This is a genomic window from Roseovarius sp., from assembly GCF_048262375.1.
Taxonomy (GTDB): domain Bacteria; phylum Pseudomonadota; class Alphaproteobacteria; order Rhodobacterales; family Rhodobacteraceae; genus Roseovarius.
Genome location: NZ_JBLXFE010000002.1, coordinates 116,689 through 142,299, shown reverse-complemented (window position 1 = coordinate 142,299; position 25,611 = coordinate 116,689). Strand labels below are relative to the sequence as shown.

Annotated in this window: 23 protein-coding genes; 14 read left to right on the top strand and 9 right to left on the bottom strand. The window is 59.7% G+C overall.

The genetic code is table 11. The features are described 5' to 3' along the window. Positions 1-8 precede the first annotated feature (8 nt). The 3 genes from ACN0SW_RS03225 to ACN0SW_RS03215 are packed head-to-tail and all read left to right on the top strand — an operon-like array spanning position 9 to position 3,809. Positions 9-1,103, top strand: a complete 1,095-nt coding sequence (locus tag ACN0SW_RS03225) for a microcin C ABC transporter permease YejB (protein WP_417726460.1) — start codon at positions 9-11, stop codon at positions 1,101-1,103. Between the two features lie 4 nt (positions 1,104-1,107). Next, positions 1,108-2,217 carry an ABC transporter permease gene (locus ACN0SW_RS03220; protein WP_417726459.1) on the top strand — a complete coding sequence of 370 codons (1,110 nt, stop codon included), beginning with the start codon at positions 1,108-1,110 and terminating at the stop codon, positions 2,215-2,217. After that, complete coding sequence (locus tag ACN0SW_RS03215; protein WP_417726458.1) at positions 2,214-3,809, top strand: ABC transporter ATP-binding protein; 1,596 nt, start codon at positions 2,214-2,216, stop codon at positions 3,807-3,809. Before ACN0SW_RS03220 ends, ACN0SW_RS03215 begins: the two co-directional genes overlap by 4 nt. Before the next feature lie 4 nt (positions 3,810-3,813). On the opposite strand, the gene hemN is transcribed toward ACN0SW_RS03215, so the two are convergent. Beyond that, positions 3,814-5,169, bottom strand: coding sequence for an oxygen-independent coproporphyrinogen III oxidase (gene hemN / locus ACN0SW_RS03210; RefSeq protein ID WP_417726457.1), 1,356 nt, complete (start codon positions 5,167-5,169; stop codon positions 3,814-3,816). 83 nt (positions 5,170-5,252) lie between these two features. On the opposite strand from hemN, the gene fnrL reads away from it, so the two are divergent. After that, positions 5,253-5,999, top strand: a complete 747-nt coding sequence (gene fnrL / locus ACN0SW_RS03205; protein WP_417726456.1) for a transcriptional regulator FnrL — start codon at positions 5,253-5,255, stop codon at positions 5,997-5,999. A 187-nt stretch (positions 6,000-6,186) separates the two neighbouring features. Here fnrL and ACN0SW_RS03200 read toward each other — a convergent pair whose 3' ends face one another. Continuing rightward, positions 6,187-7,026 carry a universal stress protein gene (locus ACN0SW_RS03200; protein WP_417726455.1) on the bottom strand — a complete coding sequence of 280 codons (840 nt, stop codon included), beginning with the start codon at positions 7,024-7,026 and terminating at the stop codon, positions 6,187-6,189. Positions 7,027-7,228: 202 nt separating this feature from the next. On the opposite strand from ACN0SW_RS03200, the gene ccoN reads away from it, so the two are divergent. From ccoN to ccoS, 9 genes are all read left to right on the top strand, one after another. Continuing rightward, a complete protein-coding gene (gene ccoN, locus ACN0SW_RS03195) occupies positions 7,229-8,833 on the top strand; it encodes a cytochrome-c oxidase, cbb3-type subunit I (protein ID WP_417726454.1) in 1,605 nt (534 codons plus the stop codon). A gap of 14 nt (positions 8,834-8,847) precedes the next feature. Beyond that, positions 8,848-9,573: a cytochrome-c oxidase, cbb3-type subunit II gene (ccoO, locus tag ACN0SW_RS03190; protein WP_417726453.1), complete on the top strand. Its 726-nt coding sequence runs from the start codon at positions 8,848-8,850 to the stop codon at positions 9,571-9,573. Positions 9,574-9,585: 12 nt separating this feature from the next. Beyond that, positions 9,586-9,780: a cbb3-type cytochrome c oxidase subunit 3 gene (locus ACN0SW_RS03185; protein WP_417726452.1), complete on the top strand. Its 195-nt coding sequence runs from the start codon at positions 9,586-9,588 to the stop codon at positions 9,778-9,780. A gap of 3 nt (positions 9,781-9,783) precedes the next feature. Beyond that, a complete protein-coding gene (ccoP, locus tag ACN0SW_RS03180) occupies positions 9,784-10,650 on the top strand; it encodes a cytochrome-c oxidase, cbb3-type subunit III (protein WP_417726451.1) in 867 nt (288 codons plus the stop codon). 511 nt (positions 10,651-11,161) lie between these two features. Beyond that, positions 11,162-12,049, top strand: coding sequence for a LysR family transcriptional regulator (locus ACN0SW_RS03175; RefSeq protein WP_417726450.1), 888 nt, complete (start codon positions 11,162-11,164; stop codon positions 12,047-12,049). Between the two features lie 90 nt (positions 12,050-12,139). Further along, positions 12,140-13,582, top strand: coding sequence for a cytochrome c oxidase accessory protein CcoG (gene ccoG / locus ACN0SW_RS03170; RefSeq protein ID WP_417726656.1), 1,443 nt, complete (start codon positions 12,140-12,142; stop codon positions 13,580-13,582). Next, positions 13,579-14,037, top strand: a complete 459-nt coding sequence (locus ACN0SW_RS03165; protein ID WP_417726449.1) for a FixH family protein — start codon at positions 13,579-13,581, stop codon at positions 14,035-14,037. Before ccoG ends, ACN0SW_RS03165 begins: the two co-directional genes overlap by 4 nt. 3 nt (positions 14,038-14,040) lie before the next feature. Further along, the gene (locus ACN0SW_RS03160) at positions 14,041-16,224 is read left to right on the top strand and encodes a heavy metal translocating P-type ATPase (RefSeq protein WP_417726448.1); all 2,184 of its coding nucleotides are present in this window, start codon (positions 14,041-14,043) and stop codon (positions 16,222-16,224) included. 3 nt (positions 16,225-16,227) lie between these two features. Continuing rightward, positions 16,228-16,386 carry a cbb3-type cytochrome oxidase assembly protein CcoS gene (gene ccoS, locus ACN0SW_RS03155; RefSeq protein WP_417726447.1) on the top strand — a complete coding sequence of 53 codons (159 nt, stop codon included), beginning with the start codon at positions 16,228-16,230 and terminating at the stop codon, positions 16,384-16,386. A gap of 64 nt (positions 16,387-16,450) precedes the next feature. Here the strand turns inward: ccoS and ACN0SW_RS03150 are convergent, their stop codons facing one another. The 7 genes from ACN0SW_RS03150 to ACN0SW_RS03120 form a co-directional block, all read right to left on the bottom strand. Next, the gene (locus tag ACN0SW_RS03150) at positions 16,451-17,908 is read right to left on the bottom strand and encodes a serine hydrolase (protein ID WP_417726446.1); all 1,458 of its coding nucleotides are present in this window, start codon (positions 17,906-17,908) and stop codon (positions 16,451-16,453) included. A gap of 253 nt (positions 17,909-18,161) precedes the next feature. After that, positions 18,162-19,154 carry an ABC transporter substrate-binding protein gene (locus tag ACN0SW_RS03145; protein WP_417726445.1) on the bottom strand — a complete coding sequence of 331 codons (993 nt, stop codon included), beginning with the start codon at positions 19,152-19,154 and terminating at the stop codon, positions 18,162-18,164. 32 nt (positions 19,155-19,186) lie between these two features. Beyond that, positions 19,187-20,032 carry an ABC transporter permease gene (locus tag ACN0SW_RS03140; RefSeq protein WP_417726444.1) on the bottom strand — a complete coding sequence of 282 codons (846 nt, stop codon included), beginning with the start codon at positions 20,030-20,032 and terminating at the stop codon, positions 19,187-19,189. Next, complete coding sequence (locus ACN0SW_RS03135) at positions 20,032-20,907, bottom strand: ABC transporter permease (protein ID WP_417726443.1); 876 nt, start codon at positions 20,905-20,907, stop codon at positions 20,032-20,034. Before ACN0SW_RS03135 ends, ACN0SW_RS03140 begins: the two co-directional genes overlap by 1 nt. Before the next feature lie 198 nt (positions 20,908-21,105). Then, complete coding sequence (locus tag ACN0SW_RS03130; RefSeq protein ID WP_417726442.1) at positions 21,106-21,891, bottom strand: ABC transporter ATP-binding protein; 786 nt, start codon at positions 21,889-21,891, stop codon at positions 21,106-21,108. 95 nt (positions 21,892-21,986) lie between these two features. After that, positions 21,987-23,450 carry a dihydropyrimidinase gene (gene hydA / locus ACN0SW_RS03125; RefSeq protein ID WP_417726441.1) on the bottom strand — a complete coding sequence of 488 codons (1,464 nt, stop codon included), beginning with the start codon at positions 23,448-23,450 and terminating at the stop codon, positions 21,987-21,989. Between the two features lie 87 nt (positions 23,451-23,537). Further along, complete coding sequence (locus tag ACN0SW_RS03120) at positions 23,538-24,788, bottom strand: Zn-dependent hydrolase (protein ID WP_417726440.1); 1,251 nt, start codon at positions 24,786-24,788, stop codon at positions 23,538-23,540. 148 nt (positions 24,789-24,936) lie between these two features. On the opposite strand from ACN0SW_RS03120, the gene ACN0SW_RS03115 reads away from it, so the two are divergent. Continuing rightward, positions 24,937-25,578 carry a TetR family transcriptional regulator C-terminal domain-containing protein gene (locus ACN0SW_RS03115; RefSeq protein WP_417726439.1) on the top strand — a complete coding sequence of 214 codons (642 nt, stop codon included), beginning with the start codon at positions 24,937-24,939 and terminating at the stop codon, positions 25,576-25,578. Positions 25,579-25,611 lie beyond the last annotated feature (33 nt).

The window sequence follows — 25,611 nt, the reverse complement described above, 5'->3', positions numbered from 1 at the left end:
CCACTGACATGGGGGCCTATATTCTGCGACGGCTGTTGCTGATCGTGCCCACGCTCTTTGGCATCATGGTTATCAACTTTGCCCTCGTGCAATTCGTACCGGGTGGCCCGGTCGAGCAGATGATTGCCAACATGCAAGGGCAAGGCAATGTGTTCGAGAGCTTTTCGGGTTCTGGCGCAGACACCGGGCAAGAGATGGTAGGCGCCGCCGGAGGCAATGATCAATACCTCGGGGCGCGGGGGCTGCCGCCGGAACTGATCAAGGAATTGGAAGAGCAATTCGGCCTTGATAAACCGCCATTGGAGCGGTTTTTCAGCATGATGTGGAATTACATGCGGTTCGATTTTGGAGAGAGCTATTTCCGCAAGATCGAAGTGCTGGATCTGGTGCTGGAGAAAATGCCGGTCAGCATCACGCTTGGTCTGTGGTCCACGCTGATCGCCTATATCGTGTCGATCCCACTGGGCGTGGCCAAGGCCGTGCGTGATGGCACCAAGTTTGACACTTGGACCTCTGGCGTGATCATTGTGGCCTATGCGATTCCGGCGTTTCTCTTTGCAATCATGCTGTTGGTGCTGTTCGCGGGGGGCAGTTATTTTCAGATATTCCCGCTGCGCGGCCTCACCTCAGACAATTTCGAGCAGTTGAGCCTATTGGGCAAGATCGGCGATTACCTCTGGCATATCGCCCTGCCGGTTATCGCCTCGACGATTTCGGCATTCGCCACGCTGACGCTGCTGACCAAGAACAGTTTTCTGGACGAGATCAAGAAACATTATGTAATGACTGCGCGGGCCAAGGGGTTGTCCGAGCGTCGGGTGCTCTATGGCCATGTGTTCCGCAATGCCATGCTCATTGTGATCGCGGGCTTTCCGGCGGTGTTCATCGGGGTGTTCTTTGGCGGCTCAGTTTTGATCGAGACGATTTTCAGTCTCGATGGGTTGGGGCGGTTAGGGTTCGAGGCGGCGGTCGGGCGCGATTATCCGGTGATGTTTGGCACGCTGTTTCTGTTCGGTCTGATCGGTCTGGTGGTCGGTATCCTGAGCGATCTGATGTATGTGCTGGTTGATCCGCGCATCGACTTTGAAAAGCGGGAGGGCTGAGATCATGATCCGCCTGTCGCCGCTCAATCAACGCCGCTGGCGCAATTTCCGTCGCAATGGCCGGGCGTTCTGGTCGCTGATCCTATTTTCCCTCGTGTTCACCGTCACGCTCTTTGCCGAGTTCGTGGCCAATGATAAACCGATCCTGCTGCAATATCGGGGCGAGTTTTATATGCCGATTTTCAGGTTTTACCCTGAAACGGCGTTCGGTGGCGATTTCGAGACCGAGGCGATTTACCGTGATCCCGAAGTGCGCTGCCTGATCGCGTCGGGAGGGCTGGATATCTGTTTCGACGATCCCGAAGGTGTCATTGCGGATGCCGAGGATGGGGTGGTCGAGGGGGAAGCGATTGACAAGGGCTGGGCGATCTGGCCGGTCATTCCCTATAGCTACAACACAACGGTGGACCGCCCGGGCGCGGCCCCTTTGCCGCCCAATGCGCAAAATTGGCTGGGCACTGATGACACCAAGCGCGACGTGCTGGCGCGGGTGATTTATGGTTTCCGGCTGTCGGTGCTGTTCACGCTGATCGTGACGGCGTTGTCTTCGGTGGTTGGTATCGCGGCGGGGGCTGTGCAGGGTTATTTTGGTGGGCGCACAGATCTGATTTTTCAGCGGATCATCGAAATCTGGTCATCCACACCGCAGCTCTATGTGATCATCATCCTCTTTGCGATCCTGCCCCGAAGTTTCTGGCTGTTGGTGGTGATTACCGTGCTCTTTGGCTGGATGGCTCTTGTGGGTGTGGTGCGGGCAGAATTCCTGCGTGCGCGCAATCTTGAGTATGTGCGCGCGGCCAAAGCGCTGGGGGTCAGCAACCTGACGATCATGTTCCGCCATATGCTGCCAAATGCGATGGTGGCGACGCTGACCATGCTGCCCTTTGTAATCACTGGCACGATATCGTTGTTGGCGGGCCTTGATTTTCTGGGCTTTGGTCTGCCGTCGTCCTCGCCCTCATTGGGAGAGTTGACCTTGCAGGCCAAGCAGAACTTGCAAGCGCCGTGGCTCGCGTTTACCGCCTTTTTCGCCTTTGCCATCATGCTGTCGCTGCTCGTTTTCATCTTTGAAGGCGTACGCGATGCCTTTGACCCCAGAAAGACCTTTGAATGAGTGTGCTTGAGGTCAAAGACCTGCGGATCAGTTTCAGGCAGGACGGGCAGGTGATCCCGGCGGTCAAGGGGGTGTCGTTTGCTCTGGACCGGGGCGAGACCGTTGCACTGGTGGGCGAGAGCGGATCGGGCAAATCGGTGACGGCGCTCTCGACCGTGTCGCTGTTGGGGGCATCGGCAGAGGTTACCGGCTCTGTGCTTTATGACGGGCAAGAGATGATCGGCGCTGATGACCGGCGTCTGCGCAATGTGCGCGGCAACGACATCAGCTTTATCTTTCAAGAGCCGATGACATCGCTCAACCCGCTGCACACGCTCGAAAAACAACTGCGCGAAAGCCTTGAATTGCATCAGGGATTAACCGGTGCGGCGGCGCAGGGACGGATCGTGGAGTTGCTGGAGCGCGTGGGTATCCGCGAGGCTGCAAGCCGTCTGGGGGCCTATCCGCATCAATTGTCGGGCGGACAGCGACAGCGGGTGATGATTGCGATGGCGCTGGCCAACAAGCCAGACATCCTGATTGCGGATGAGCCGACGACCGCGCTTGATGTGACCATTCAGGCGCAGATTCTGGAACTGCTCGCGGAATTGAAACGTGAAGAGGGCATGGGTCTTTTGTTCATCACGCATGATCTGGGGATCGTGCAGCGCATTGCTGACCGGGTCTGCGTGATGAAGGATGGTGAGATCGTTGAGAGCGGGCCGGTGGCAGATGTCTTTGCCGCGCCCAAGCATGCGTATACCCGCAAGCTCTTGGGGGCGCGGGCGGTGGGCGTGCCCGCGCCCGTTCCAGACGATGCGGGTGTGGTGGCAGAGACCGAGAATTTGCGCGTCTGGTTCCCGATCCAGAAAGGGTTTCTGAAACGCACAGTGGGTCATGTGAAGGCGGTCAATGCCGCCAGCCTGCGGGTGCGTGCGGGCGAGACATTGGGAATTGTGGGTGAATCCGGCTCGGGCAAGACCACATTGGCGCTGGCAATCATGCGGTTGATTGGGTCCGAGGGAAAGATCCGCTTTGCCGGGCAGGATGTGCATGGCTGGTCGACGCGAGAGCTGCGCAAGCGTCGGGCCGAAATGCAGATCGTGTTTCAAGACCCGTTCGGCAGCCTCAGCCCCCGTATGACCGCCGCGCAGATCATTGCCGAGGGGCTGGGCGTGCATGGCAACCCAGATCGGCGACCCGAGCGCGAGTTGGTGGCCGAGGTGATGGAAGAAGTCGGGTTGAACCCCGGCATGATGGACCGCTATCCGCATGAATTTTCAGGTGGGCAGCGACAGCGCATTGCGATTGCGCGTGCCATGATCCTGCGGCCCAAGCTGGTGGTGCTGGATGAGCCGACGAGCGCGCTTGATATGACCGTGCAAGTGCAGATCGTCGATCTCCTGCGCGCCTTGCAGGTGAAATACGGGCTGGCCTATCTCTTTATCAGTCACGACCTGCATGTGGTGCGCGCCATGAGCCACCGGGTGCTGGTAATGAAGGACGGCGATGTGGTCGAGGCTGGTGAGGCCGAGGCGCTGTTTACTGCGCCGCAGACCAATTATGCGCGCAAGCTGTTGGCGGCAGCGCTTGAGGGGCGCGCCGAAGCCTGACCCCTCAGATTGCCGAACTGTGTCCCTGCTCGTTCATCTCATAGGCGTCGAACTGGCGCGCGATCATGCGGGTCAGAGGCCGTGCTTCGGGCGGGATGGTGAGACCGGCGGCGTCGAGGGCCAAGTGCCCGTCAAACCGACGTTCCACGGCGGATAGCATCGCCTGCAACTCTGCGGCGGGGATATCAAAATCGCGAAAGATTTCGGCGCTATCAATGCGGAAATCGCACATCAGCATCTCGATCATCCGCGCGCGCATCTTGTCCTCGGGAGAAAAGACATGGCCCCGCGTGGTTGAGAAGCGGCCTTCGCGGATGGCACCGGTATGGGCGCCGGTGGCGGCCGCATTCTGGGCATATCCCTGTGGAAAGCGCGAGATAGAGGAGGCGCCTACACCGATCAGTACCTCGGCGGTATCGTCGGTATAGCCTTGGAAATTGCGGCGCAACAGCCCGGCCTTTTGTGCCACGCTCAGCCCGTCGGAGGCGATGGCGAAATGGTCGATGCCGATTTCATCATAATTGTCCCAGAGAAACAGGTGGCGCGCGGTCTCGAACAGCGCCAGACGTTCCTGCGGCGTGGGCAGGGCATCCGAGGGGATCATCTGTTGCCGCTTGGCCATCCAAGGCACATGCGCATAACCATAGAGCGCCACGCGGTCGGGATTGAGCGACAAGAGTTTCTGCACGCTCTCGGTGATGCGTGTCTGATTCTGATGTGGCAGGCCATAGAGGATATCGGCGTTGAGGCTCCTGACGCCACGCGCGCGGATCTCGTCTACAGCTTGGCGGGTGATGTCATAGCCTTGCATCCGACCGATACTTTGTTGGATCTGTTCGTCAAAATCCTGCACCCCGATTGAGGCGCGGTTCATGCCTGCGCGTGCCAGCGCATCAAGACGTGGGCCGTCGATCTCGTTCGGGTCGATCTCGACCGAAAACTCGGTGGCATCGGTAAAAGGGGCGATGTCGCGGATGGCACCGGCCAATTCACTCATCATACCGGGCGAGAGCAGGGTGGGCGTGCCGCCCCCCCAATGCAGGCGGGACAGGCGCACGCCGCGCGGCAGGTGCTGGCCCAGCATTGCGATCTCGGTCTTCAGCGTCTCAAGATAGGCGGCCACGGGCGCATCGGATAGTGTGCCTTGTGTTCGACAGGCGCAGAACCAGCAGAGCCGCCGACAGAACGGCACATGCACATAGAGAGAAATCTCCGCGCCCTCTGGTATCTCGTTGATCCAGTTGCTAAAATGATCCGACCCCACAGTGCGATCAAAGTGAGGTGCGGTCGGGTAGCTGGTGTAGCGTGGCACTTTGGCGTCAAAGAGACCCAGTTTGCCTAGTTGAGTTTTTGTATCCATACGCCTACGATTGAAAAAAAGAGACCGGCTTGCATTGATTTAAATCAACCGCCCCCTGAAGCGCCCCGAAAAGTGAACGCCCAATGTTGAAAGAGAAAGCTTCGCTCGTACCGCAGCAATGCGGTGATTGCCCAATCCGACATCGGGCCGTCTGCGCGCGCTGTGAATCCGATGAATTGGAACTGCTGGATCAGATTAAGTACTATCGCAGCTACGAATCGGGTCAGACGCTGATCTGGTCTGGCGATCCGATGGATTTTGTGGGCTCGGTGGTGTCGGGGATTGCCACGCTCACCCAGACGATGGAAGACGGGCGCACTCAGATGGTGGGGTTGCTGTTGCCCAGTGATTTTGTGGGCCGTCCGGGGCGCGACAGTGCTGCCTATGATGTGGTGGCGGTGACGGATATCGTCATGTGCTGTTTCCGCAAGAAACCGTTTGAAGAGATATTGGCGCGGACGCCACATATCGCGCAGCGCCTGCTTGAAATGACGCTGGACGAACTGGATGCCGCGCGCGAATGGATGCTGGTCCTTGGCCGCAAGACCGCGCGCGAAAAAATCGCCTCGTTGATGGCGATCATCGCGCGGCGCGATGCCACGCTCAACATGAACGGCACGCGTGGGCCGCTGGTGTTTGACCTGCCGCTGACACGCGAGGCGATGGCGGATTATCTGGGCTTGACGCTGGAAACGGTGAGCCGACAGGTCTCGGCGCTGAAAAAGGACGGGGTGATCGAGCTTGAAGGCAAGCGCCGTGTGACCATTCCTGACTTCAACCGCCTGCTGGAAGAGGCCGGGGATGACAGCGACGGCGGCATGTTGGTCTGAGGTCAGGCACCTGCCTTGCCGCTTCATCTGGCCAGAAATACCTCGGGGGTTTGGGGGCTGGCCCCCAATCCGGCATAAGCAGGTTTGTGCAGGGTGTCATGATCGACCAAGAAAACGCATTCTCAGGTATAGTGTGGTCAACTGAAACACCCGCCCCGGATCAGGCCTGGGGCGGGTGTTCCCGAGTCTAATGCGCCATGAAGACCGGCACGGTGGCCTGTTCCAGCATATAGCGCGTGGCACCGCCAAAGATCGCCTCGCGGAAGCGCGAGTGGCCGTAGGCTCCCATCACCACCAAATCGGCATCCATGTCGCGCACATGGCGCAAGAGCACGTCCGAGACGCGCGGCAGGGTTTTCGAAAGCACGTCGATCTCGACCTTGACGCCGTGACGCGAGAGGAATTGCGACAAGAGCCCGCCGGGGTCGGAGCGGTTCGGCCCGTGGGAGGGGGGATCGATCACCACCACATGCACCACATCGGCCTCTCTGAGCAGGGGCAGGGCGGCACGCACCGCGCCCAAAGCTTCGCTGCTTTCGTTCCAACCGACCATGATTCGGTTGGGATTGGGCACAGGCTTGCCGCCGGTCGGCGCGATCAGAACGGGCGTGCCCCCCTCAAACAACGCCGATTCGGTGACTGGTTCGAGTTCGGAACCGCGCCCGGTGCCATAGGGCTGTGGCAGAATCACCAAATCGGAAAACCGCGCCCGCGCGGCCACATGGCGTCCCAGATCGGCCAGTTGAGAGACACCACTTTCAATGCCCCACCGCAATGATGAATTTTTAAGCACGGCACGCGCCTTGGCCTCAATGGCCGCGCCCTCTTCTTGTGCGCGGGCGATGGTTTCCTGAAGCACGATGGCGCTGGCGCCAGAATAATAATACCCAGACTGGCTTCGATCTACGCCAAGGCAGAGCACATCGAGATGTGCGTCATGCTGAGTTGCCGTGGCCATGGCGTGAGAGAGGGCTTCCTCAACCAGAGACTCATCGGTCAACACAGAAAACAGGCTGTTGTATGTCATGTCGCATTCCTTTGAATGTGTTGCACGTTATGTCACCTTATGAGTGTAATGACTGGGGTGCCTTGACGCGGATCAAACGATCAACATGCGCGTTTTGATACAGATCAAGGATAGTTGAGACCGACCCAAGCATTACGGGCACAGTCTAACGCGCCTGCGCGGGTCAGGGCGACTCGGGCAGAAAAAGACGAAGGGACGCAACATGACGAATTATATCAAGCTGGTCGCGCTTGGTCTGATCACGCTTCTGGCGTTGATCGCGGCCAATTATGCGCGCGATCTGGCCTATCTGGTTAATGCGCTGACGGTCGCGCTGGTGTCGGGTGGGTTATTTTTGTGGATACTACGCCACACCGATGAACCAACGGCCCGAACGGACCTGTCGGGTGAATATATGGATGGCGTCGTTCGCGCCGGGGTGATCGCAACATGTCTTTGGGGCGTTGTCGGATTTCTCGCAGGTACGTTCATTGCCTTTCAACTTGCCTTTCCGCAGCTCAATTTCGATTGGGCGCAGGGATATGCAAATTTTGGTCGGCTGCGTCCGCTGCACACCTCGGCGGTAATTTTTGCCTTTGGCGGTAACGCGCTGATCGCAACTTCTTTTTATGTTGTGCAGCGCACAAGTGCGGCGCGCCTCTGGGGGGGTAACCTTGCTTGGTTCGTGTTCTGGGGCTATCAGCTGGTGATCGTGCTGGCGGCCACGGGCTATCTGCTGGGTGCCACGCAATCCAAGGAATATGCCGAACCCGAATGGTATGTCGATCTCTGGCTGACGGTTGTCTGGTTGGCCTATCTGGCTGTGTTTCTGGGAACGATCGTCAAGCGCAAGGAGCCGCATATCTATGTGGCCAACTGGTTCTATCTGTCGTTTATCATCACCGTCGCGATGTTGCATGTGGTGAACAACCTGAGCATTCCGGTGTCGATCTTTGGCTCTAAATCGGTGCAGGTCTTTTCGGGCGTGCAGGATGCCATGACGCAGTGGTGGTACGGGCACAACGCCGTAGGCTTTTTCCTGACCGCAGGTTTCCTTGGCATGATGTATTACTTTGTGCCAAAGCAGGCGGAGCGCCCGGTTTATAGCTACAAGCTGTCGATCATCCACTTCTGGGCGCTTATCTTTATTTATATTTGGGCCGGTCCGCACCATCTGCACTACACGGCGCTGCCGGACTGGGCCTCGACCCTTGGCATGGTGTTCTCGATCGTGCTGTGGATGCCGTCCTGGGGTGGCATGATCAACGGTCTGATGACGCTCTCGGGCGCATGGGACAAGCTGCGCACCGATCCGGTGATCCGGATGATGGTGATCTCAATCGGGTTCTACGGCATGTCTACCTTTGAAGGGCCGATGATGTCGATCCGCGCGGTCAACAGTCTGAGCCATTACACCGACTGGACCATCGGGCATGTGCATTCCGGTGCGCTTGGCTGGAACGGGATGATCACCTTTGGCGCGCTCTACTTCCTTGTGCCCAAGCTCTGGAACCGTGAGCGGCTCTATTCGCTCAGCCTTGTAAGCTGGCACTTCTGGCTCGCGACCATCGGTATCATTCTCTACGCCGCTTCCATGTGGGTGACGGGGATCATGGAAGGCCTGATGTGGCGCGAAGTCGATGCCAATGGTTTCCTCGTGAACTCGTTTGCCGACACTGTGGCGGCCAAGCTGCCGATGTATGTGGTGCGCGGTCTGGGTGGGGTCATGTTCCTCTCGGGTGCAATTATCATGTGCTATAACCTCTGGATGACTGTGAAACGTTCGCCGGCCGTTGAGGCCACGAACAGCGCAGTCCCGGCTGAATAAGGAGGGCCGGAGAGATGGCAATTCTGGACAAACACGCAATCCTGGAAAAGAACGTCACGCTTTTGGCGATCTTTGCCTTTCTTGTGGTCACCATTGGGGGGATCGTTCAGATCGCCCCGCTGTTCTGGCTTGAAAATACCATCGAGGATGTCGAGGGCATGCGCCCCTATTCCCCGCTGGAACTGACCGGGCGGGATATCTATCTGCGCGAAGGCTGTTATGTCTGCCACAGCCAGATGATCCGCCCCATGCGCGATGAGGTCGAGCGCTATGGCCATTATTCATTGGCGGCAGAGTCGAAATATGACCACCCGCACCAGTGGGGTTCCAAGCGCACGGGGCCGGATCTGGCCCGTGTCGGGGGGCGTTATTCGGATGAGTGGCACGTCGACCACCTGCGCGATCCGCAGTCGGTGGTGCCGGAGTCGGTGATGCCAAAGTATGGATTTCTTGAGAACCGGATGATCGAGCCCGAGCATATCGAGGATTTGATCAAGACGCATCGTTTGGTGGGCGTGCCCTATACCGACGAAATGATCGAGAGCGCCAAGGCCGATTTCAAGGTGCAAGCCGATCCGGATGGCGATACCGATGGTCTGTTGGCCCGCTATCCCAACGCGCAGGTGCGCAATTTTGACGGGCAGCCGGGGATTTCAGAGGCAGATGCGCTGATTGCCTATCTGCAAATGCTGGGCACGCTGGTTGATTTCTCGACCTTCACCCCCGTCGCAAGCCGGTAAAGGAGCGGATCAATGGAAACCTATTCCCTGTTACGTGAATTTGCCGACAGCTGGATGTTGATGGCGCTCTTCGCCTTCTTTGTAGGCGTCGTACTCTGGGTATTCCGCCCCGGTGCCACCAAGAGCTATGAGAGCCCGTCAACCATCCCGTTCCGGCATGAAGACAGACCGGCCCCCGCCCATGGCGCCCGGCACGAGGAGGCATGAGTCATGGCCAAACAACCTAATAAGAAGAACAAAGAGGTCGAAACCACAGGCCATCAATGGGACGGGATTGAGGAATACAACAATCCCCTGCCGCGCTGGTGGCTGTGGACGTTCTATGCCTGTATCGTCTGGGCTCTGTGGTATGTGGTCGCCTATCCGGCGTGGCCGCTGGTTCAGGGGGCGACGGCCGGCTACAAGGGCTGGTCGACGCGCGCCAATGTGGCCGCTGAACTGGCCGAGGCTGAAGCTGCCAACGCCGCGATCAACGCCAGGCTGGAAACGGTCGAGTTGACAGAAATTTCCGGCGATCCGGAGTTGCAGGGCTATGCGACATCGGCAGGCAATGCGGTGTTCAAGACATGGTGCGCGCAGTGCCATGGCTCGGGTGCGGCAGGGGCCAAGGGTTATCCCAACCTTCTGGACAATGACTGGCTCTGGGGCGGCACGATCGAGGATATTCATGCCACGATCGCCCATGGTATCCGCAACGAAGTGGATGCCGATGCGCGCTATTCGCAGATGCCCGCCTTTGGCGAGATGCTGGAGCCCGCGCAGATTGATCAGGTCGTCAACTATGTGATGTCCATGTCGGGCACACCGCAGGATGCGTCCCTAGTCGCCGAAGGCGAGACCGTGTTCATGGACAATTGCGTGGCCTGCCATGGCGAGGCGGGAGAGGGTGATATCTATCAGGGGGCACCTAATCTGGCCGATGCGATCTGGCTCTATGGCGGGTCGTTCGACACGATCAAGGAGACTGTGACCAATTCGCGCTTTGGCCTGATGCCGCCGATGGGTGGGGCCGATCTGAGCGAGGCGGAAATCCGCGCCGTGGCGATCTATGTCCACCAGTTGGGCGGGGGCGAATAGCCCAGAAGAACACCCCGGACCCTGCTGCATGACAGGGTCCGGGGCTAGGCACCGGTCGTTCCGTCCTGTTCGCGCGTTTCCTGGAAGGACCGGTGCCGATTACCACCAAAAAGAACCGCACTGTCAATCATCAGGCCCCAAAGCGGGGCTTTTTCTATGGCCGACGGGAGTTCTCTGGTATGTGGATGAGGAGGCCCACCGTCCGCCACGCCATGGCCATCTGGTGCCGGGCGCGCGCCGCTCAGTCACGGCGGCGGGCATGAAGATGCGCCTCGATTTCAGCACCGGAGCGGGCGTCAAAACGCTCTGCAGGTGACCAATGCGCCCGACCGTAACCGTGGGGCATGGTGTCGTACCGGGTGTTTGTACGGGTTGCTGTCCTGAAAGTATTAGCGAGAATTCCAAACATTGTTCCATCCTTTCCTATTTGCTTTTCATGCCTTTAATATGCGGTAAGTCCGAATGGCACGCGACTCTGGAAAATTTCTCACTTGTAAGGTAATCTAACATAATGGATTGGTTGTCCCTGCCCTCTCTGACCGCGTTGCGCGCGTTTGCGGCATTGGCCGAAACCGGCGGCACAGCCGCGGCGGGTGCGCGATTGAACGTAAGCCACGCGGCCGTGAGCCAGCAGATCAAGCAATTGGAATCGCATCTGGGGGTGGCGCTTGTTGACCGTTCTGGCAGACAATTGCGTCTGACATCAGAAGGACAGGATTTGGCTGACGCGCTGTCACTGGGGTTCGGCGCGATTGCGCGGGCGGTCGAGGCGCTGACCGGGGCCGATGCGAACAGGCCGTTGCAGATTTCGACCACACCCAGTTTCGCGGCGCATTGGTTGATGCCGCGTCTGAGCGACTTTCGTCAGGCGCATCCGCAGATCGACCTGATGATTGATCCGAGTCCGCGTCTTGTTCACCTTGAACCGGGCGGCATCGATATCGCCATCCGTTACGGCACTGGGGTGTGGCCGGGGCTAGAGGCGGAATTGTTGTTTCATTCGCCCATCGTCGCCGTAGCTGCGCCGCACCTGGTTGATGGAGTGCGGATCAATTGCCCAGAAGATCTCGTCGATCTGCCATGGTTGCAGGAGTATGGCACCAATGAGGCAAGTGATTGGTTGCGCCAAAGGGGGGTCGTCAAGGAGCGGGTCGCCGGACTGCTGCAGGTGCCCGGCAATCTGTTGCTTGACGGCTTGCGCAACGGGCAGGGTGTTGCCGTTACAGTGCACGATTGGGTGCGTCAGGATATCGCGGCGGGTCGACTGCGGCTTTTGTTCGAGGAAGACACGCAAAGCGGTTATCATATCGTAACCCGTCCCACCGTTTTGCGCCCAGCTGCCAAGGCGTTTGTCACTTGGTTGCGGCGAATTGCTCGACAGGGAACACAATGGCAATAGATCGATTTGGGATTCAGAATTTGATGCAGGTCAAAGCTCTTGTATCCAAGCCCTGACAAAAGACGATCAACATGATGAATATACCGGAGGATTTCCGTGGCTGATTCCCATCCGACAGAACCGCAATCCCTTTACGCTGCGCGCGAGCCGGTCTTTCCCAAGAAAGTCTATGGCAAGTTCCGAAACCTGAAATGGGTGATCATGATTGTCACCTTGGGGATCTACTATATCACGCCGTGGATTCGATGGGATCGCGGCGCGGCGCTGCCGGATCAGGCGGTGCTTCTTGATCTGGCGAACCGGCGGTTTTTTTTCTTCTGGATCGAAATTTGGCCACATGAGTTCTATTTCGTCGCGGGTCTCTTGGTTATGGCGGGGTTGGGGCTGTTTCTTTTTACCTCGGCACTGGGCCGGGTCTGGTGTGGATATACCTGCCCGCAAACCGTGTGGACCGACCTCTTCATTCTGGTCGAGCGTTGGATTGAGGGGGATCGCAATGCCCGCCTGCGTCTGCACCGACAAAAGAACTGGGATCTGCGCAAGGTGCGGCTGAGGCTGACCAAGTGGATCACTTGGGCTTTGATCGCGCTGGCCACTGGCGGCGCGTGGGTGTTCTATTTCACCGATGCGCCGACATTGCTGGCGGATTTCTTTACGCTGAATGCCCATCCTATCGCCTACACGACGGTTGCGGTGCTGACTGGCACGACCTTTTTCTTTGGCGGCTTCGCGCGTGAACAGATCTGCATCTATGCCTGCCCTTGGCCACGCATTCAGGCCGCGATGATGGATGAGGACACGCTGACCGTCGGCTACCGTGAATGGCGTGGCGAGCCACGCAAGAATTCCGAGGCGGTCAAGGCGGGCGAGCCGCAGGGGGATTGCATCGACTGCATGGCCTGCGTCAACGTCTGCCCGGTCGGGATTGACATCCGCGATGGTCAACAGTTGGAATGCATCACCTGTGCGCTCTGTATTGACGCCTGCGATGATATCATGGCCAAGATCGGCAAGCCGCGCGGCCTGATCGACTATATGGCCTTTACCGACGAGGTGTCCGAGCGCGCGGGCGGCAAGCCAAAGCCCATCTTCAAGCACGTTCTACGCCCGCGCACCATCCTCTACACCGCGCTCTGGTCGTTTGTAGGGATCGGGCTGGTCTTTGCATTGTTCATCCGGTCAGAGATCGACCTTACTGTTGCACCCGTGCGCAATCCGACTTTTGTGACCCTGTCCGATGGGTCGATCCGCAACACCTATGAGGTGCGCATCCGCAACATGCACCATGACGAGCGCGCCTTTGAGGTTACGGTCAAAGGTGACCCGTCGATTTTGGTGGAGCTGGAAGGCACAGCCGATGGCAGAATCAGCGTCCCTGCCGATGAAATGCATCTGCAACGGGTGTATCTGATCGCACCTCCGGGATCGGAGCCCGCAACAGAAGAACGCAGTGACGTGCGTCTCTGGATTGAGGATCTGACGAGTGGTGAGCGCGCCTATAAGGATACGGTTTTCAACGGAAAGGACGAATGATGGCAGAGCGTCAAATCACCGGAAAACATGTGTTGATCGGGTTCGTTGCGGCCTTTTCGGTGATAATCAGCGTCAATCTGGTGTTGGCCTATTCAGCGGTGCGCACGTTTCCGGGGCTGGAGGTCAAGAATTCCTATGTCGCCAGCCAGGAATTCGACGCGCGAAAGTCCGCCCAAGAGGGGCTGGGCTGGACCGTGTCGGCGGATCATGCGGGGGGCGTTCTTGTCCTCAGCATTACCGATGATGGGGGTAATCCGGTCAAGGTAGACCGGCTGGAGGCTACGGTTGGGCGTGCGACCCATGTTTATGAGGACCAGACACCGGATTTTCACTATGATGGGCATGCCTATGTCGCCCCCGTGGCCCTTGGCAATGGCAACTGGAACATCCGCATGAAGGCATGGGATCGCGATGGAACCCTCTTTCAGCAGCGCGTTGTCCTGCACAAGGAATAGTTCATGACCGCGACGATGCGCCCCTCGCCCTCGGCTTGTCCGGCCTGTGCCGCCGCCCCGGCGGCAGAAGCTTTGGCGGCGCGTGCCCTGCCTAATGCGCAGATCGCTCTCTCTTTGCCGACGATCCACTGCTCGGCCTGCATCTCAAAGATCGAGCGTGCCTTGAACGGGCATCCGCAGGTCAAGTCGGCGCGTGTCAACCTGACTCTCAAGCGCGCCAGCATCGACGCCGCCCCCGACGTGACAGCCGAAGAAATGCGCGCGCTGGTCGAGGGGCTGGGCTATGAGGCCTATGAGCTGGATCAGGGCACGCTCAATGCCACGGCCAATGACCGCGCCGGGCGCGACCTCTTGATGCGTCTGGCCGTGGCGGGGTTTGCCAGCATGAATGTCATGCTCTTGTCGGTCTCGGTCTGGTCAGGGGCCGAAGCCGCGACGCGCGACATGTTCCACTGGATTTCTGCCGCGATCACCCTGCCTGCGATTGCCTTTTCCGGCGTGCCATTCTTTCGCAATGCATGGGCGGCCCTGCGCAATGGGCGGCTCAACATGGATGTGCCGATCGTTCTGGCCATTGTTCTGGCGATCGTCACCTCTTTGTGGGAAACCATGCTTTCGGGTGAGCACGCTTATTTTGACGCCGCGCTCGCCCTCACGTTCTTTTTGCTCGCAGGTCGCTACCTCGATCACCGGACGCGGGCGATTGCCCGCTCCGCCGCCGAAGAGCTGACAGCCCTTGAGGTGCCACGCGCAATTCGTCTGGTGGACGGGGAGGAGGAGCAGGTCAACGTGGCGCTTCTGGCTGTGGGCGATCTTATCCTTGTGCGTCCGGGCGGGCGCATGCCGGTGGATGGCCAAATTGTCAGCGGCACGTCCGAGATTGACCGCTCGCTTCTCACCGGTGAAACGTTGCCCGTGTTTGCCGGTGTAGGACAGGTGGTCAGCGCCGGAGAGGTCAATCTTACCGGGCCGCTCACCATTCGTGCGACGGCGGTGGGGGCGGAAACCTCGCTGCACCGGATGGCCGATCTTGTGGCTATCGCGGAATCCGGGCGTTCGCGTTATACCTCGCTCGCGGACAGCGCCGCCAAACTCTATGCGCCGGGGGTGCATATCCTCGCGGGTCTCAGCTTTGCGGGTTGGTATTTCTATACATGGGACGTTCGTACGGCTCTCAATATTGCGGCGGCGGTTCTGATCATCACATGCCCTTGCGCGCTTGGCCTTGCGGTGCCTGCGGTGACGACGGCGGCCTCTGGTCGGCTTTTTCGGCGCGGTATGCTGATCAAGCATGAAACCGCGCTCGAACGTCTGGCGCAGGTTGATACGGTGGTGTTTGACAAGACTGGCACACTGACCACCGGCATGCCGCAACTGACCAATCTGGACGGCATGCCGCGTCCGGTTCTGGAGTTGGCGCTGGCCTTGGCACAGGGATCGTCGCACCCCTTGGCGCAGTCGATTTCCCGCGCGGCGAGAGACGCCGGGTTTGCGGCGGCGGATGTTACAGATGTTACAGAAGTACCGGGATACGGTACAAAGGCAGAGTTCAAGGGCCAAGAGGTGCGGTTGGGTCGTGCAAGCTGGACCGGGGCGCAGGGTCTTGCAGAAACTGCAACCTTCCTCAAAATCGGTGAGGAACCGCCCGTGGCCTTTCTCTTTGCTGATGCGCTGCGCCCCGGCGCGGCAGAGGCGGTGCAGGGGCTGATGGATCAGGGCAAGCGGGTCATTCTGATTTCAGGCGATACCACGCCAGCGGTTGACTCTCTGGCCATGCGTCTAGGCATCCCGCATTGGATGGCCGAGGCGTTGCCCGCCGATAAGGCGGCGCGCGTGGCGGCATTGACTGCTGAGGGCGCGCATGTGCTGATGGTGGGGGACGGGCTGAACGATACGGCGGCGCTGGCGGGGGCGCATGTGTCGATTTCGCCCGCCACGGCACTGGATGCCGCGCGTGTGGCGTCTGACATCGTGCTCTTGGGTAATGACCTCACACCGATTGCGGCAGCTTGCGTAACGGCGCAGTCCGCCACCCGCCGCATCCGTGAAAACTTCACGATTGCTACGGTCTACAATGTCATCGCGGTCCCGCTGGCTGTGGTGGGGCTCTGCTCGCCGCTGATCGCTGCCTTGGCCATGTCGCTCAGTTCGATTACCGTGTCCCTCAACGCCCTGCGCCTGAGGTAAGCGATGAATATTCTCACCTACCTGATCCCGATTTCCCTAATTCTTGGTGGGGTGGGTCTTGTGGCTTTTGTCTATACTGTGCGCTCGAACCAGTATGACGACCCCGAGGGCGATGCACGACGCATCCTGTCGGATGAATGGGATGATCATCCCAAACCCTGAGCCAGTTTCATCTGGCCGAAAATACCTCGGGGGTTTGGGGGCTGGCCCCCAATGTACCGACGTCTTAGCTTGGCCCGATCATAAAGCAGGTGATTTTCTTGGCCTGAAGACGACGACAGGCGAGATCTGCGCTTTCGCGTGTCATACCCATGAAATTCGCATCAAACCCGGCGGGACGCTGGACCACCTTGCGCAGACTGCCGTCAAGCGTGGCCATTTCATTGAGCGCGGTCTTGAGCAACACCTGACGCGCTTTGTACTCGCTTGGGTAGCGGCCAACATTGATGCCCCAATGCCGCCCGCCTGACGTCGAGACACGGGTGACCACCTCTGGTTCAGGTTCAGAGGCCAGTGCACTCGCCAGAACGATATCGGTCGGGCGCAGCTCTGGGCGTGTTTCAGACGTGACTGCCATGCTGCCTTGGGCGGGGGCGGTTGCGTCTGGCGTGGCGCTGGCAACCTGCTGCGCGGCCAGCAGCGCGCGCTCGATATCGTCCCGCGCGGCTATGACGGACGGCGCCACTTGGGGCAGAGGGCGCGATTGCGGTCTCAGGCTCTTGACGACTGCGGCTGCGGTCGTCAGCCGCACCGTTTTCGCGGCAATCGCGGGGCGGTCATCGCCTGCAGCGATCATCACGGGGGCCGTGCCGAGCTTGCCCAGATAGGGCGGACGTGCCGGACGATGCACGGCAACGCGTGTCGGTGCCTTTTGGAACCCCAGATCAAGGAGTTCCGCCACTTTGGCATTGCGGGACGCGGTAGATTGTCCGCCAAAGACCGTGGCGATGATCCGCTCGCCGTTCCGTTCCGCGCTTGCGGTCAGGTTAAAGCCCGCGGCGCGGGTATAGCCAGTCTTGATCCCGTCGGCGCCACGATAGGCTTCGAGCAGGCGGCGGTTGGTATGGCTGACCGGCGCAATGCCTGCATCGGCGGTAATGCGTGAGAAGAGATTGTAATATTCCGGGTAGTCATAGAACAGATGCCGTCCGAGAATCGACATGTCACGGGCCGTTGACAAATGTCCGTTTTCAGTCAGGCCATTGGCGTTCTTGAACGTGCTGCGGTTCATGCCAAGCGCTTTGGCCGTGCGATTCATCCGGCGCGCAAACTGAGCTTCGGACCCTTCGATCGCCTCACCCAATGCGGTGGCCGCATCATTGGCGGATTTGACTGCTGCGGCGCGGATCAGGTAGCGCAGGGCAATCGTGCTGCCCGCGCGCAGCCCCAGCTTGCTCGGCGGCTCGTTCGCGGCATGTCTGGAAATCTGCACCTTGTCATCCAGACTGATTTCACCGTTCTCGATGGCTTCAAACACGACATAGAGCGTCATCATCTTGGTCAGAGAGGCCGGGTGCAGCCGTGCGTCGGCGTTATTGGAATAGAGCACTTCTCCGTTGCGGGCGTCCATTACAAATGCCGCATAGGGTGCGGCCGCCGCGCTCAACGGCACGATGATCAGCATCCAAACTGTTGCGAACGCCACCAGCCCCCAACGGACTGGCTGCCTGCCCCGTCTTTTCATAGAACCGCTCTTTTACTGCCTCGCGCCGCCGGTTATCCGACTGGCATTGATTTATGCAAAGCAGTCTATCACAGGTGTGATTTCAATTAAAGTATTCATTTGCATAGGTTTTTGAGGCGCTATGTCAATATGTGGTGGGGTCTGGGAGCGTGTCCCCTAGATCAATGACGGTGGGCTGCGGCACCGTTTGATCTATTGCATGTAAATGGCCCGGGCGGGTGCTCCGGGCCATGGGTTTGAACCCCCTGCGAGGTCAGTTCAACGCGGCGTCGGTGATCGCATGGGTCCAGGCTGCATCGCCGGGATGTGCGCTGATCACCGGGTCCGATCCGCCAGAGAGCAACGATTGCACCGTGCGCTCAAAATCGGCCGGATCCAGCGCGCCGTTGGAGCCTGCGGTCAGTTTGGCCACTTCGGTCATCATGCGGATCTGATGCTCTTCGGTCTGCGCGCCGGTGGCGTCATTGTCGAGAACGATCATCGCCGCGTCCTTTGGGTTTTCCTCGGCCCATTTCCAGCCCTTCATCGAGGCGCGCACAAAGCGCGTGAGCTTGTCCACCTCGGCAGGATCGCTCAGCTTGTCTTCCAGCACATAGAGGCCGTCTTCGAGTGTGGCAACGCCCTGATCCTCGTATTTGAAGGTGATCAGCTGATCCTCGGTGATGCCTGCGTCAATCACCTGCCAATATTCATTATAGGTCATGGTCGAGATGCAATCCGCCTGTTTTTGCAACAGCGGATCAACGTTGAAGCCCTGTTTGAGGACGGTCACGCCCTCGGCCCCGCCTTCGGTGGGAATGCCTAATTGGCTCATCCACGACAGGAACGGGAATTCATTGCCAAAGAACCAGACCCCCAAGGTCCGGCCCGGAAAATCCGCAGGCCCGGTGACGCCGGTTTCCTTGAGGCAGGTCAGCATCATGCCCGAGGATTTGAAAGGCTGCGCGATATTCACCAGCGGCAGGCCCTTTTCGCGTGCTGAAAGGGCGGCGGGCATCCACTCCACGGTCACATCCGCGCCGCCGCCTGCGATCACCTGCGTGGGCGCGATGTCCGGCCCGCCCGGCTTGATCGTGACGTTCAGGTCTTCTTCCTCGTAAAAGCCCTTGTCGAGGGCCACATAATAGCCCGCAAACTGCGCCTGCGTCACCCATTTGAGTTGCAGTGTCAGATCATCCGCCGCCTGCGCCATACCCGCGAGGCTGGTCAGCGCCGCGAAGCTGAGGGTTCCCATCAGTGTCTTCATTTGTCGTCTCCCATGTTGGTGGTTTCTTTGTCTTATGCCCGGCCTCTTTGTGACGGGTGCCAAAAGGTCACCGCCTTTTCCAAGAGCGCCACGGCGCCGTAAAATCCAGAGCCCGCGATGGCCGCGACCACGATTTCGGCCCAGACCAGATCGAGCGCCAATTGCCCGACCGAGGTCGAAATGCGGAATCCCATGCCCTTGATGGGCGAGCCAAAGAACTCTGCCACAATCGCCCCGATCAGCGCCAGTGTCGTCGCGATCTTGAGACCGTTGAAGACAAAGGGCATCGCGGCGGGCAGGCGCAGCTTGAACAAGGTTTGCCAATAGCCCGCTGCATAGGTGCGCATCAGGTCGCGCTGCATGGCGTCGGTATCGGTCAGGCCTTGCACGGTGTTCACGAGCATTGGAAAGAACACCATAACCACGACGACCGCCGCCTTGGACTGCCAGTCAAAGCCGAACCACATCACCAGAATGGGGGCCATGCCGATGATCGGCAGGGCGGCGACGAAATTACCCACCGGCAGGAGGCCGCGTTGGAGGAAAGGGAAGCGGTCGATGGCGATGGCGGTCAGGAAGGCCGCACCGCAGCCCATGATATAGCCCGTCAGCGCGCCCTTGAGGGCGGTCTGCACGAAATCAGCCCAGAGGATATGGGTGGACTTGGCAAAGGTCGCGGCAATGGCGGTGGGGGCAGGCAGGAGAACAGGGGAAATGGACAGGCCGCGCACGAGACATTCCCAGATCAGCACCACGGTGAGGCCAAAGATCACCGGCACCAACAGCTGGGTGGCCCGTGTTTTGGGACGCTGCGACAGGTGGGAATTGAGCCACCATCCAAGCACCCAAGCCGACAATCCAAGCGCCAACCACCCCATCACATCATCCCCATCCGTCTGAGCGTGATCCGTTGGATGAGGCCGATCACTCCCACCAAAGCCGCCGCCAGCGTTGCCGCCATGATTAAGGCCGACCAGATCTGGATCGTCTGGCCATAATAGCTCCCGGCGAGCAGGCGCGCGCCGAGGCCCGCGACCGCGCCGGTTGGCAATTCTCCGACGATGGCGCCGACAAGGCTCGCGGCCATGCCGACCTTGAGCGAGGTAAAGAGATAGGGCATCGACGAGGGCAGGCGTAACCGCCAGAAAGTCTGGGCGGCACTCGCATTCCACGTCCGCATCTGGTCGAGTTGCATGAGTGCGGGGCTGCGCAGACCCTTAACCATGCCCACCACGACCGGAAAGAACGACAGATACATCGAGATCATAGCCTTGGGCAGCAGCCCGGAAATGCCTACGGCATTGAGCACCACGATGATCATCGGCGCGATGGCGAGGATGGGAATGGTCTGAGAGGCGATAACCCATGGCATCACGCTCATGTCCATGGTGCGGTTGTAGACAATGCCGATGGCCAGCGCGACGCCAAGGGCTGTGCCAAGGACAAACCCAAGCGCTGTGGCGCTGAAGGTGATCCAGCTGTGATAGAAGAGCGAGCGTTTTGAAAATCCGCGCCCTTCCAGCACCATGGCGCCGGTGGTGGCCCAAATCTCGGTTGCCACCTGATGCGGGGCGGGCAGCTTGGGCTTGTCCTGCGACCATGTGTCGGCCACCAGCGCGCTGAGGGTCAAAGTCGCGCCCGCGCGCGCCGCCTGATCGCGCGCCCATTGCGCGTTGAGCGCCACGGCGGCGGCATACCAGAGCGCAAGGAGGGCGGCGACGATGGTGAGAACGGGCAGGAGATTGCGCATCATGCCCCCACTGGTTTCACTGTTCCATAAATACTCAAATCGCGGCGCTCAATCCGTGCGCAGGTTTTGAGTATTTTAAGAACGCTGAAAGAAATTGGTGGTTTTATCAGTACACGGTACAGGCTGGAGAGCCGATGACCGTGAACGGTGAAAGTCCCTCTCCCTGTCAGACGGGAGGGGGCGCTTTGCAGGCGGGTTGCCTCAGACCGCATCGCCATGCCCCGCGCGCAGTCCCTCGCGGACACGATGGGCGATTGCAAGGAACTCCGGCGTTTCGCGGATGTCGAGCGGGCGATCATGGGGCAGGGGGCTCTCGATCACATCGGTGATGCGGCCGGGGCGCGGCGACATGACCACGATCTTGGTGCTGAGATAAACCGCTTCGGGGATCGAGTGGGTGACGAAACAGATTGTCTTGTTTGTTCGCTTCCAGAGCTGCAAGAGCTGCTCGTTGAGGTGGTCGCGTACAATTTCGTCAAGCGCGCCAAAGGGTTCGTCCATCAACAAAAGATCGGCGTCAAACGCCAGAGCGCGGGCGATGCTGGCGCGTTGCTGCATGCCACCCGAAAGTTGCCATGGGAATTTCCGCTCGAAACCCGCCAGATCCACAAGGTCCAGCACCCGTTTCACCCGTGCGTCCTGATCCATGCGATCGTAACCCATGATTTCGAGCGGCAGGCGGATATTGCCGCCGATGGTGCGCCATGGATAGAGTCCGGCCGCCTGAAACACATAACCATAGGCGCGCGCTTTGCGCGCCGCTTCGGCGCTGACACCGTTCACGCTCATGTTGCCCCCGGTGGGATGTTCGAGATCCGCCATGCAGCGCAGAAAGGTGGTCTTTCCACAGCCCGAGGGACCGATGAAGCTCACGAAATCGCCCTTGGTGACCTCAAGGCTCACGTCCTTGAGCGCATGCACCGGCCCATCGCCGGTCTGAAAGGTCAGCGACAGGTTGCGCGCGCTGATGACTGTATTGCTGCTCAAACCCTACCCCCTGCTGGCTCGAGGGCTACTGCGCCCGGCTGGCCCGTTCTTGTCAAGAGGCGCGCCCGGCGATCTCTGCCGCGCGCGCCGGATTTTCAGATCCCCGCCGGGATATTCAGCGGGTCGCGCTGGATCATCTTGGGGGCGGTGAGTGCCTTCCATTTGCTGAGCGCCTGATGCGCAGAGGGGAAGGCCGGGCGCGGCACGAAGCGGCCCCGCCCTGGCTGCGGCTGCGAATTCTGACCCCAGGCCCAGATCACCTCGCCGCGGCTGAGGGTATAGCGCGGTTGCGCCTTGACCTCGAACCCCTCGAAGACGTTGTAATCGAGGATGGAATGGTGGTTGGAGGCGCTGATCGTCTTGGTGATCTTGGGGTCCCAGACCACGATATCGGCATCGGCGCCCTCAACAATCGCGCCCTTTTTTGGGTAGATGTTCAGGATCTTGGCGACGTTGGAGGAGGTCACGGCGACGAATTCATTCAGCGTGAGCCGTCCGGTTTCCACGCCATGCGTCCAGAGCACCGCCAAACGTTCCTCGAGCCCGTTAGAGCCGTTGGGGATGATGCGGAAATCATGCCGCCCGGCGCGTTTCTGTGCGGTGGAAAAGGCCGCGTGATCGGTGGCGACCACTTGCAACGATCCGGCCTGCAACCCTGCCCAGAGGCTGTTCTGATGATCCTTGGACCGGAAGGGTGGCGACATCACGCGGCGCGCGGCGTGGTCCCAATCCTTGTTGAAATACTCAGACTCGTCGAGCGTCAGGAATTGCACCAGCGGCTCGCCGTAAACGCGCATGCCCTTTTGCCGTGCGCGCCGGATCGCCTCGTGCGCCTGTTCACAAGAGACATGCACGATATAGAGCGGCACCCCTGCCGCATCCGCGATGCAGATGGCGCGATTAGCGGCCTCGCCCTCGAATTCGGGGGGGCGGGAATAGGCGTGGCCCTCGGGGCCGGTGATGCCCTGATCGAAATATTTCTGCTGCATCTCGGCGACCAGATCGCCGTTTTCGGCATGCACCATCGGTAGCGCGCCGAGTTCGGCGCAGCGCTTAAACGAGGCGAACATCTCATCATCCTCGATCATCAGCGCGCCTTTATAGGCCATGAAATGCTTGAACGAGTTGACGCCCATGTTCACCGCGTCTTCCATTTCGGAAAACACGTTCTCATTCCAGCCGGTGATCGCCATGTGATAGCCGATGTCGCTGCAAATCTGCGGCGCGGATTTGCGGTGCCATTCGTTGATGGCGTTTTTGATGCTGCCGTCGGCACCGGGCAGGCAGAAATCCACCAGCATCGTGGTGCCGCCACAGGCCGCCGCCCATGTGCCGGTCTCGAATGTTTCGGCCGCGGTGGTACCCATAAATGGCATTTCCAGGTGGGTGTGCGGGTCGATGCCGCCGGGGATCACATAGGCGTCGGTTGCGTCGATGGTGGTGTCGCCCTTCAGATCCTCACCGATCTGTTTGATCGTCTCGCCCTCGATCAGCACATCGGCCTTCCATGTGCGATCGGCGGTGACGACAGTGCCGTTCTTGATGACTTTGGTGGTCATGGATTTTCTCCCTGTCTGTCTGTCTGTCTGTCGTGCGGGCGTTCATCTGGCCAAAAATACCTCGGGGGTTTGGGGGCTGGCCCCCAATCATTCCACCACCTCCGCCGTTTCCAACACCGCGTGCAAGAGCACATCCGCGCCCGCGCGGGCCCAGTCAGGGGTGATTTCTTCGGCTTCATTGTGGCTGAGCCCGTCCTTGCAGGGGCACATGACCATTGTGGTGGGGTAAACCTTGTTGATCCAACAGGCATCGTGGCCGGCGCCTGAGACGATGTTCATATGGCTATAGCCCAGCCGGTCGGCGGCGTCGCGCACGCGGGCGACGAGGGCCTCGTCAAAGGCGGGCGGGTCAAAGGAACCAGCCATCTCGGAGGAGAATTTCACCCCCACATCGGCGCAGAGGCCGGGGGCGGTTTCGAGCAGTTCCTCGACCATCGCCTCCAACGTGTCGAGCACATGGGAGCGGAAATCGACGGTGAACACCACCTTTTCCGGAATAATGTTGCGGCTGTTGGGATAAACGTCGATATGGCCAATCGCGCCCACTGCATTGGGTTGATATTGCAGGGCAATTTCATGCACCAGTTCCGTCACCCGCGCCAGAGCCCGACCTGCGTTGCGGCGCATGTACATGGGGGTCGAGCCGGTGTGGCTCCCTTTGCCGGTCACGGTGCATTCGATCCAGCGCAGGCCCTGCCCGTGGGTCACGACGCCGATTTGCTTGGCCTCGGCCTCCAAAATTGGCCCCTGTTCGATATGCAGTTCGAAGAAGGCGTGCATCTGGCGCGCGCCCACCTTTTCCGGGCCTTTCCAGCCGATCCGCTCCAACTCGTCGCCAAAGCGTTTGCCTTGTGCATCGACCCGGTCGTAGGCCCAATCCCGCTCAAGCACGCCTGCAAAAACGCCCGAGGCCAGCATCGCGGGGGCAAAGCGCGTGCCCTCCTCATTGGTCCAGTTGGTGATGACGATGGGATGGCGCGTTTTGATATCAAGATCGTTGAGGGTACGGATGATTTCCAGCCCTGCCAGCACACCCAGCACGCCGTCATATTTGCCGCCCGTGGGCTGTGTATCCAGATGGCTGCCGATATAGACCGGGAGCGCCTCTGGGTCCGTGCCCTCACGCCGGGCAAACATATTGCCCATCTCGTCCACCCCCATGCTGAGGCCCGCTGTCTCGCACCATGTTTGAAACAGCACGCGCCCTTTGGCGTCTGCATCGGTCAGGGTCTGGCGGTTGTTGCCGCCCGCGATACCTGGCCCGATCTGCGCCATCTCCATAAGGCTGTCCCAGAGCCGTTCGCTGTTGATCTTGAGGTTTTCGCCAGGTGCCGACATGTGCTTGCTCGCTTTTTTACCATTTGGTAAACTTACGATTGCGTGGGGCATGGGCGCTGTCAAGATTCGTCTTGGGTGAGAGCGCCGATCTGGCTAAGCTGGAGGCCGGGGTGATCAAAAAACGCGCCCTCCAAGAGAAAGGATAAGGATGCCACAAGCCCCTGCCGTGCAGGCCAGTCGCAAGCCCAGCCGCATCCAGTTGCGCAACCGCAAGCTGATTCTGGAGGCTGCGCTCGAGGTGTTCTCGGCGCATGGGTATCGTGGCACGACGCTGGATCAGATCGCGGCTGAGGCGGGGCTGAGCAAACCCAATATCCTCTATTATTTCGAGGGAAAAGAGGAGATCCATGTGACGCTGCTTAATCAACTGCTGGAGGCGTGGCTCGCCCCCTTGCACGCGATTGATCCTGAAGGGGATCCGCTTGAGGAAATCCTGACCTATGTGCGCCGTAAACTGGACATGTCGCGCGACCTGCCGCGCGAGAGCCGCCTTTTTGCCAATGAAATCCTGCAAGGTGCGCCGCGTATGGGGCCGGATCTGGAAAGCGTGCTGAAACCGTTGGTGGATCAGACGGCGGCGCTGATTGAGGGGTGGATCGCGCAGGGCAGGCTTGCGCCGGTCGATCCCCGTCACCTGCTCTTTTCGATCTGGGCCACGACCCAGCATTATGCGGATTTCGAGGCGCAGGTTGGCGTGCTGATGGGCGCGCGCGATGTGCATGCGGAGGCAATGGTGCATCTGGACGCGATGTTTCGGAGGCTTTTGACACCCGAGAGGGGCCTTGCCTGAGCGCGGCAAGATGTCGGTGCGCTATTAAGGCCA

Coding starts and splice junctions, on each gene's coding strand:
- ACN0SW_RS03225 (WP_417726460.1), top strand. CDS start 9: ATGGGGGCCTATATTCTGCGACGGCTGTTGCTGATCGTGCCCACGCTC.
- ACN0SW_RS03150 (WP_417726446.1), bottom strand. CDS start 17,908: ATGAAAAGACGGGGCAGGCAGCCAGTCCGTTGGGGGCTGGTGGCGTTC.
- ccoN (WP_417726454.1), top strand. CDS start 7,229: ATGACGAATTATATCAAGCTGGTCGCGCTTGGTCTGATCACGCTTCTG.
- ACN0SW_RS03185 (WP_417726452.1), top strand. CDS start 9,586: ATGGAAACCTATTCCCTGTTACGTGAATTTGCCGACAGCTGGATGTTG.
- ccoO (WP_417726453.1), top strand. CDS start 8,848: ATGGCAATTCTGGACAAACACGCAATCCTGGAAAAGAACGTCACGCTT.
- ACN0SW_RS03145 (WP_417726445.1), bottom strand. CDS start 19,154: ATGAAGACACTGATGGGAACCCTCAGCTTCGCGGCGCTGACCAGCCTC.
- ccoS (WP_417726447.1), top strand. CDS start 16,228: ATGAATATTCTCACCTACCTGATCCCGATTTCCCTAATTCTTGGTGGG.
- ccoP (WP_417726451.1), top strand. CDS start 9,784: ATGGCCAAACAACCTAATAAGAAGAACAAAGAGGTCGAAACCACAGGC.
- ACN0SW_RS03160 (WP_417726448.1), top strand. CDS start 14,041: ATGACCGCGACGATGCGCCCCTCGCCCTCGGCTTGTCCGGCCTGTGCC.
- fnrL (WP_417726456.1), top strand. CDS start 5,253: ATGTTGAAAGAGAAAGCTTCGCTCGTACCGCAGCAATGCGGTGATTGC.
- hemN (WP_417726457.1), bottom strand. CDS start 5,169: ATGGATACAAAAACTCAACTAGGCAAACTGGGTCTCTTTGACGCCAAA.
- ACN0SW_RS03220 (WP_417726459.1), top strand. CDS start 1,108: ATGATCCGCCTGTCGCCGCTCAATCAACGCCGCTGGCGCAATTTCCGT.
- hydA (WP_417726441.1), bottom strand. CDS start 23,450: ATGACCACCAAAGTCATCAAGAACGGCACTGTCGTCACCGCCGATCGC.
- ACN0SW_RS03175 (WP_417726450.1), top strand. CDS start 11,162: ATGGATTGGTTGTCCCTGCCCTCTCTGACCGCGTTGCGCGCGTTTGCG.
- ACN0SW_RS03165 (WP_417726449.1), top strand. CDS start 13,579: ATGATGGCAGAGCGTCAAATCACCGGAAAACATGTGTTGATCGGGTTC.
- ACN0SW_RS03215 (WP_417726458.1), top strand. CDS start 2,214: ATGAGTGTGCTTGAGGTCAAAGACCTGCGGATCAGTTTCAGGCAGGAC.
- ACN0SW_RS03200 (WP_417726455.1), bottom strand. CDS start 7,026: ATGACATACAACAGCCTGTTTTCTGTGTTGACCGATGAGTCTCTGGTT.
- ACN0SW_RS03120 (WP_417726440.1), bottom strand. CDS start 24,788: ATGTCGGCACCTGGCGAAAACCTCAAGATCAACAGCGAACGGCTCTGG.
- ACN0SW_RS03140 (WP_417726444.1), bottom strand. CDS start 20,032: ATGGGGTGGTTGGCGCTTGGATTGTCGGCTTGGGTGCTTGGATGGTGG.
- ACN0SW_RS03115 (WP_417726439.1), top strand. CDS start 24,937: ATGCCACAAGCCCCTGCCGTGCAGGCCAGTCGCAAGCCCAGCCGCATC.
- ACN0SW_RS03135 (WP_417726443.1), bottom strand. CDS start 20,907: ATGATGCGCAATCTCCTGCCCGTTCTCACCATCGTCGCCGCCCTCCTT.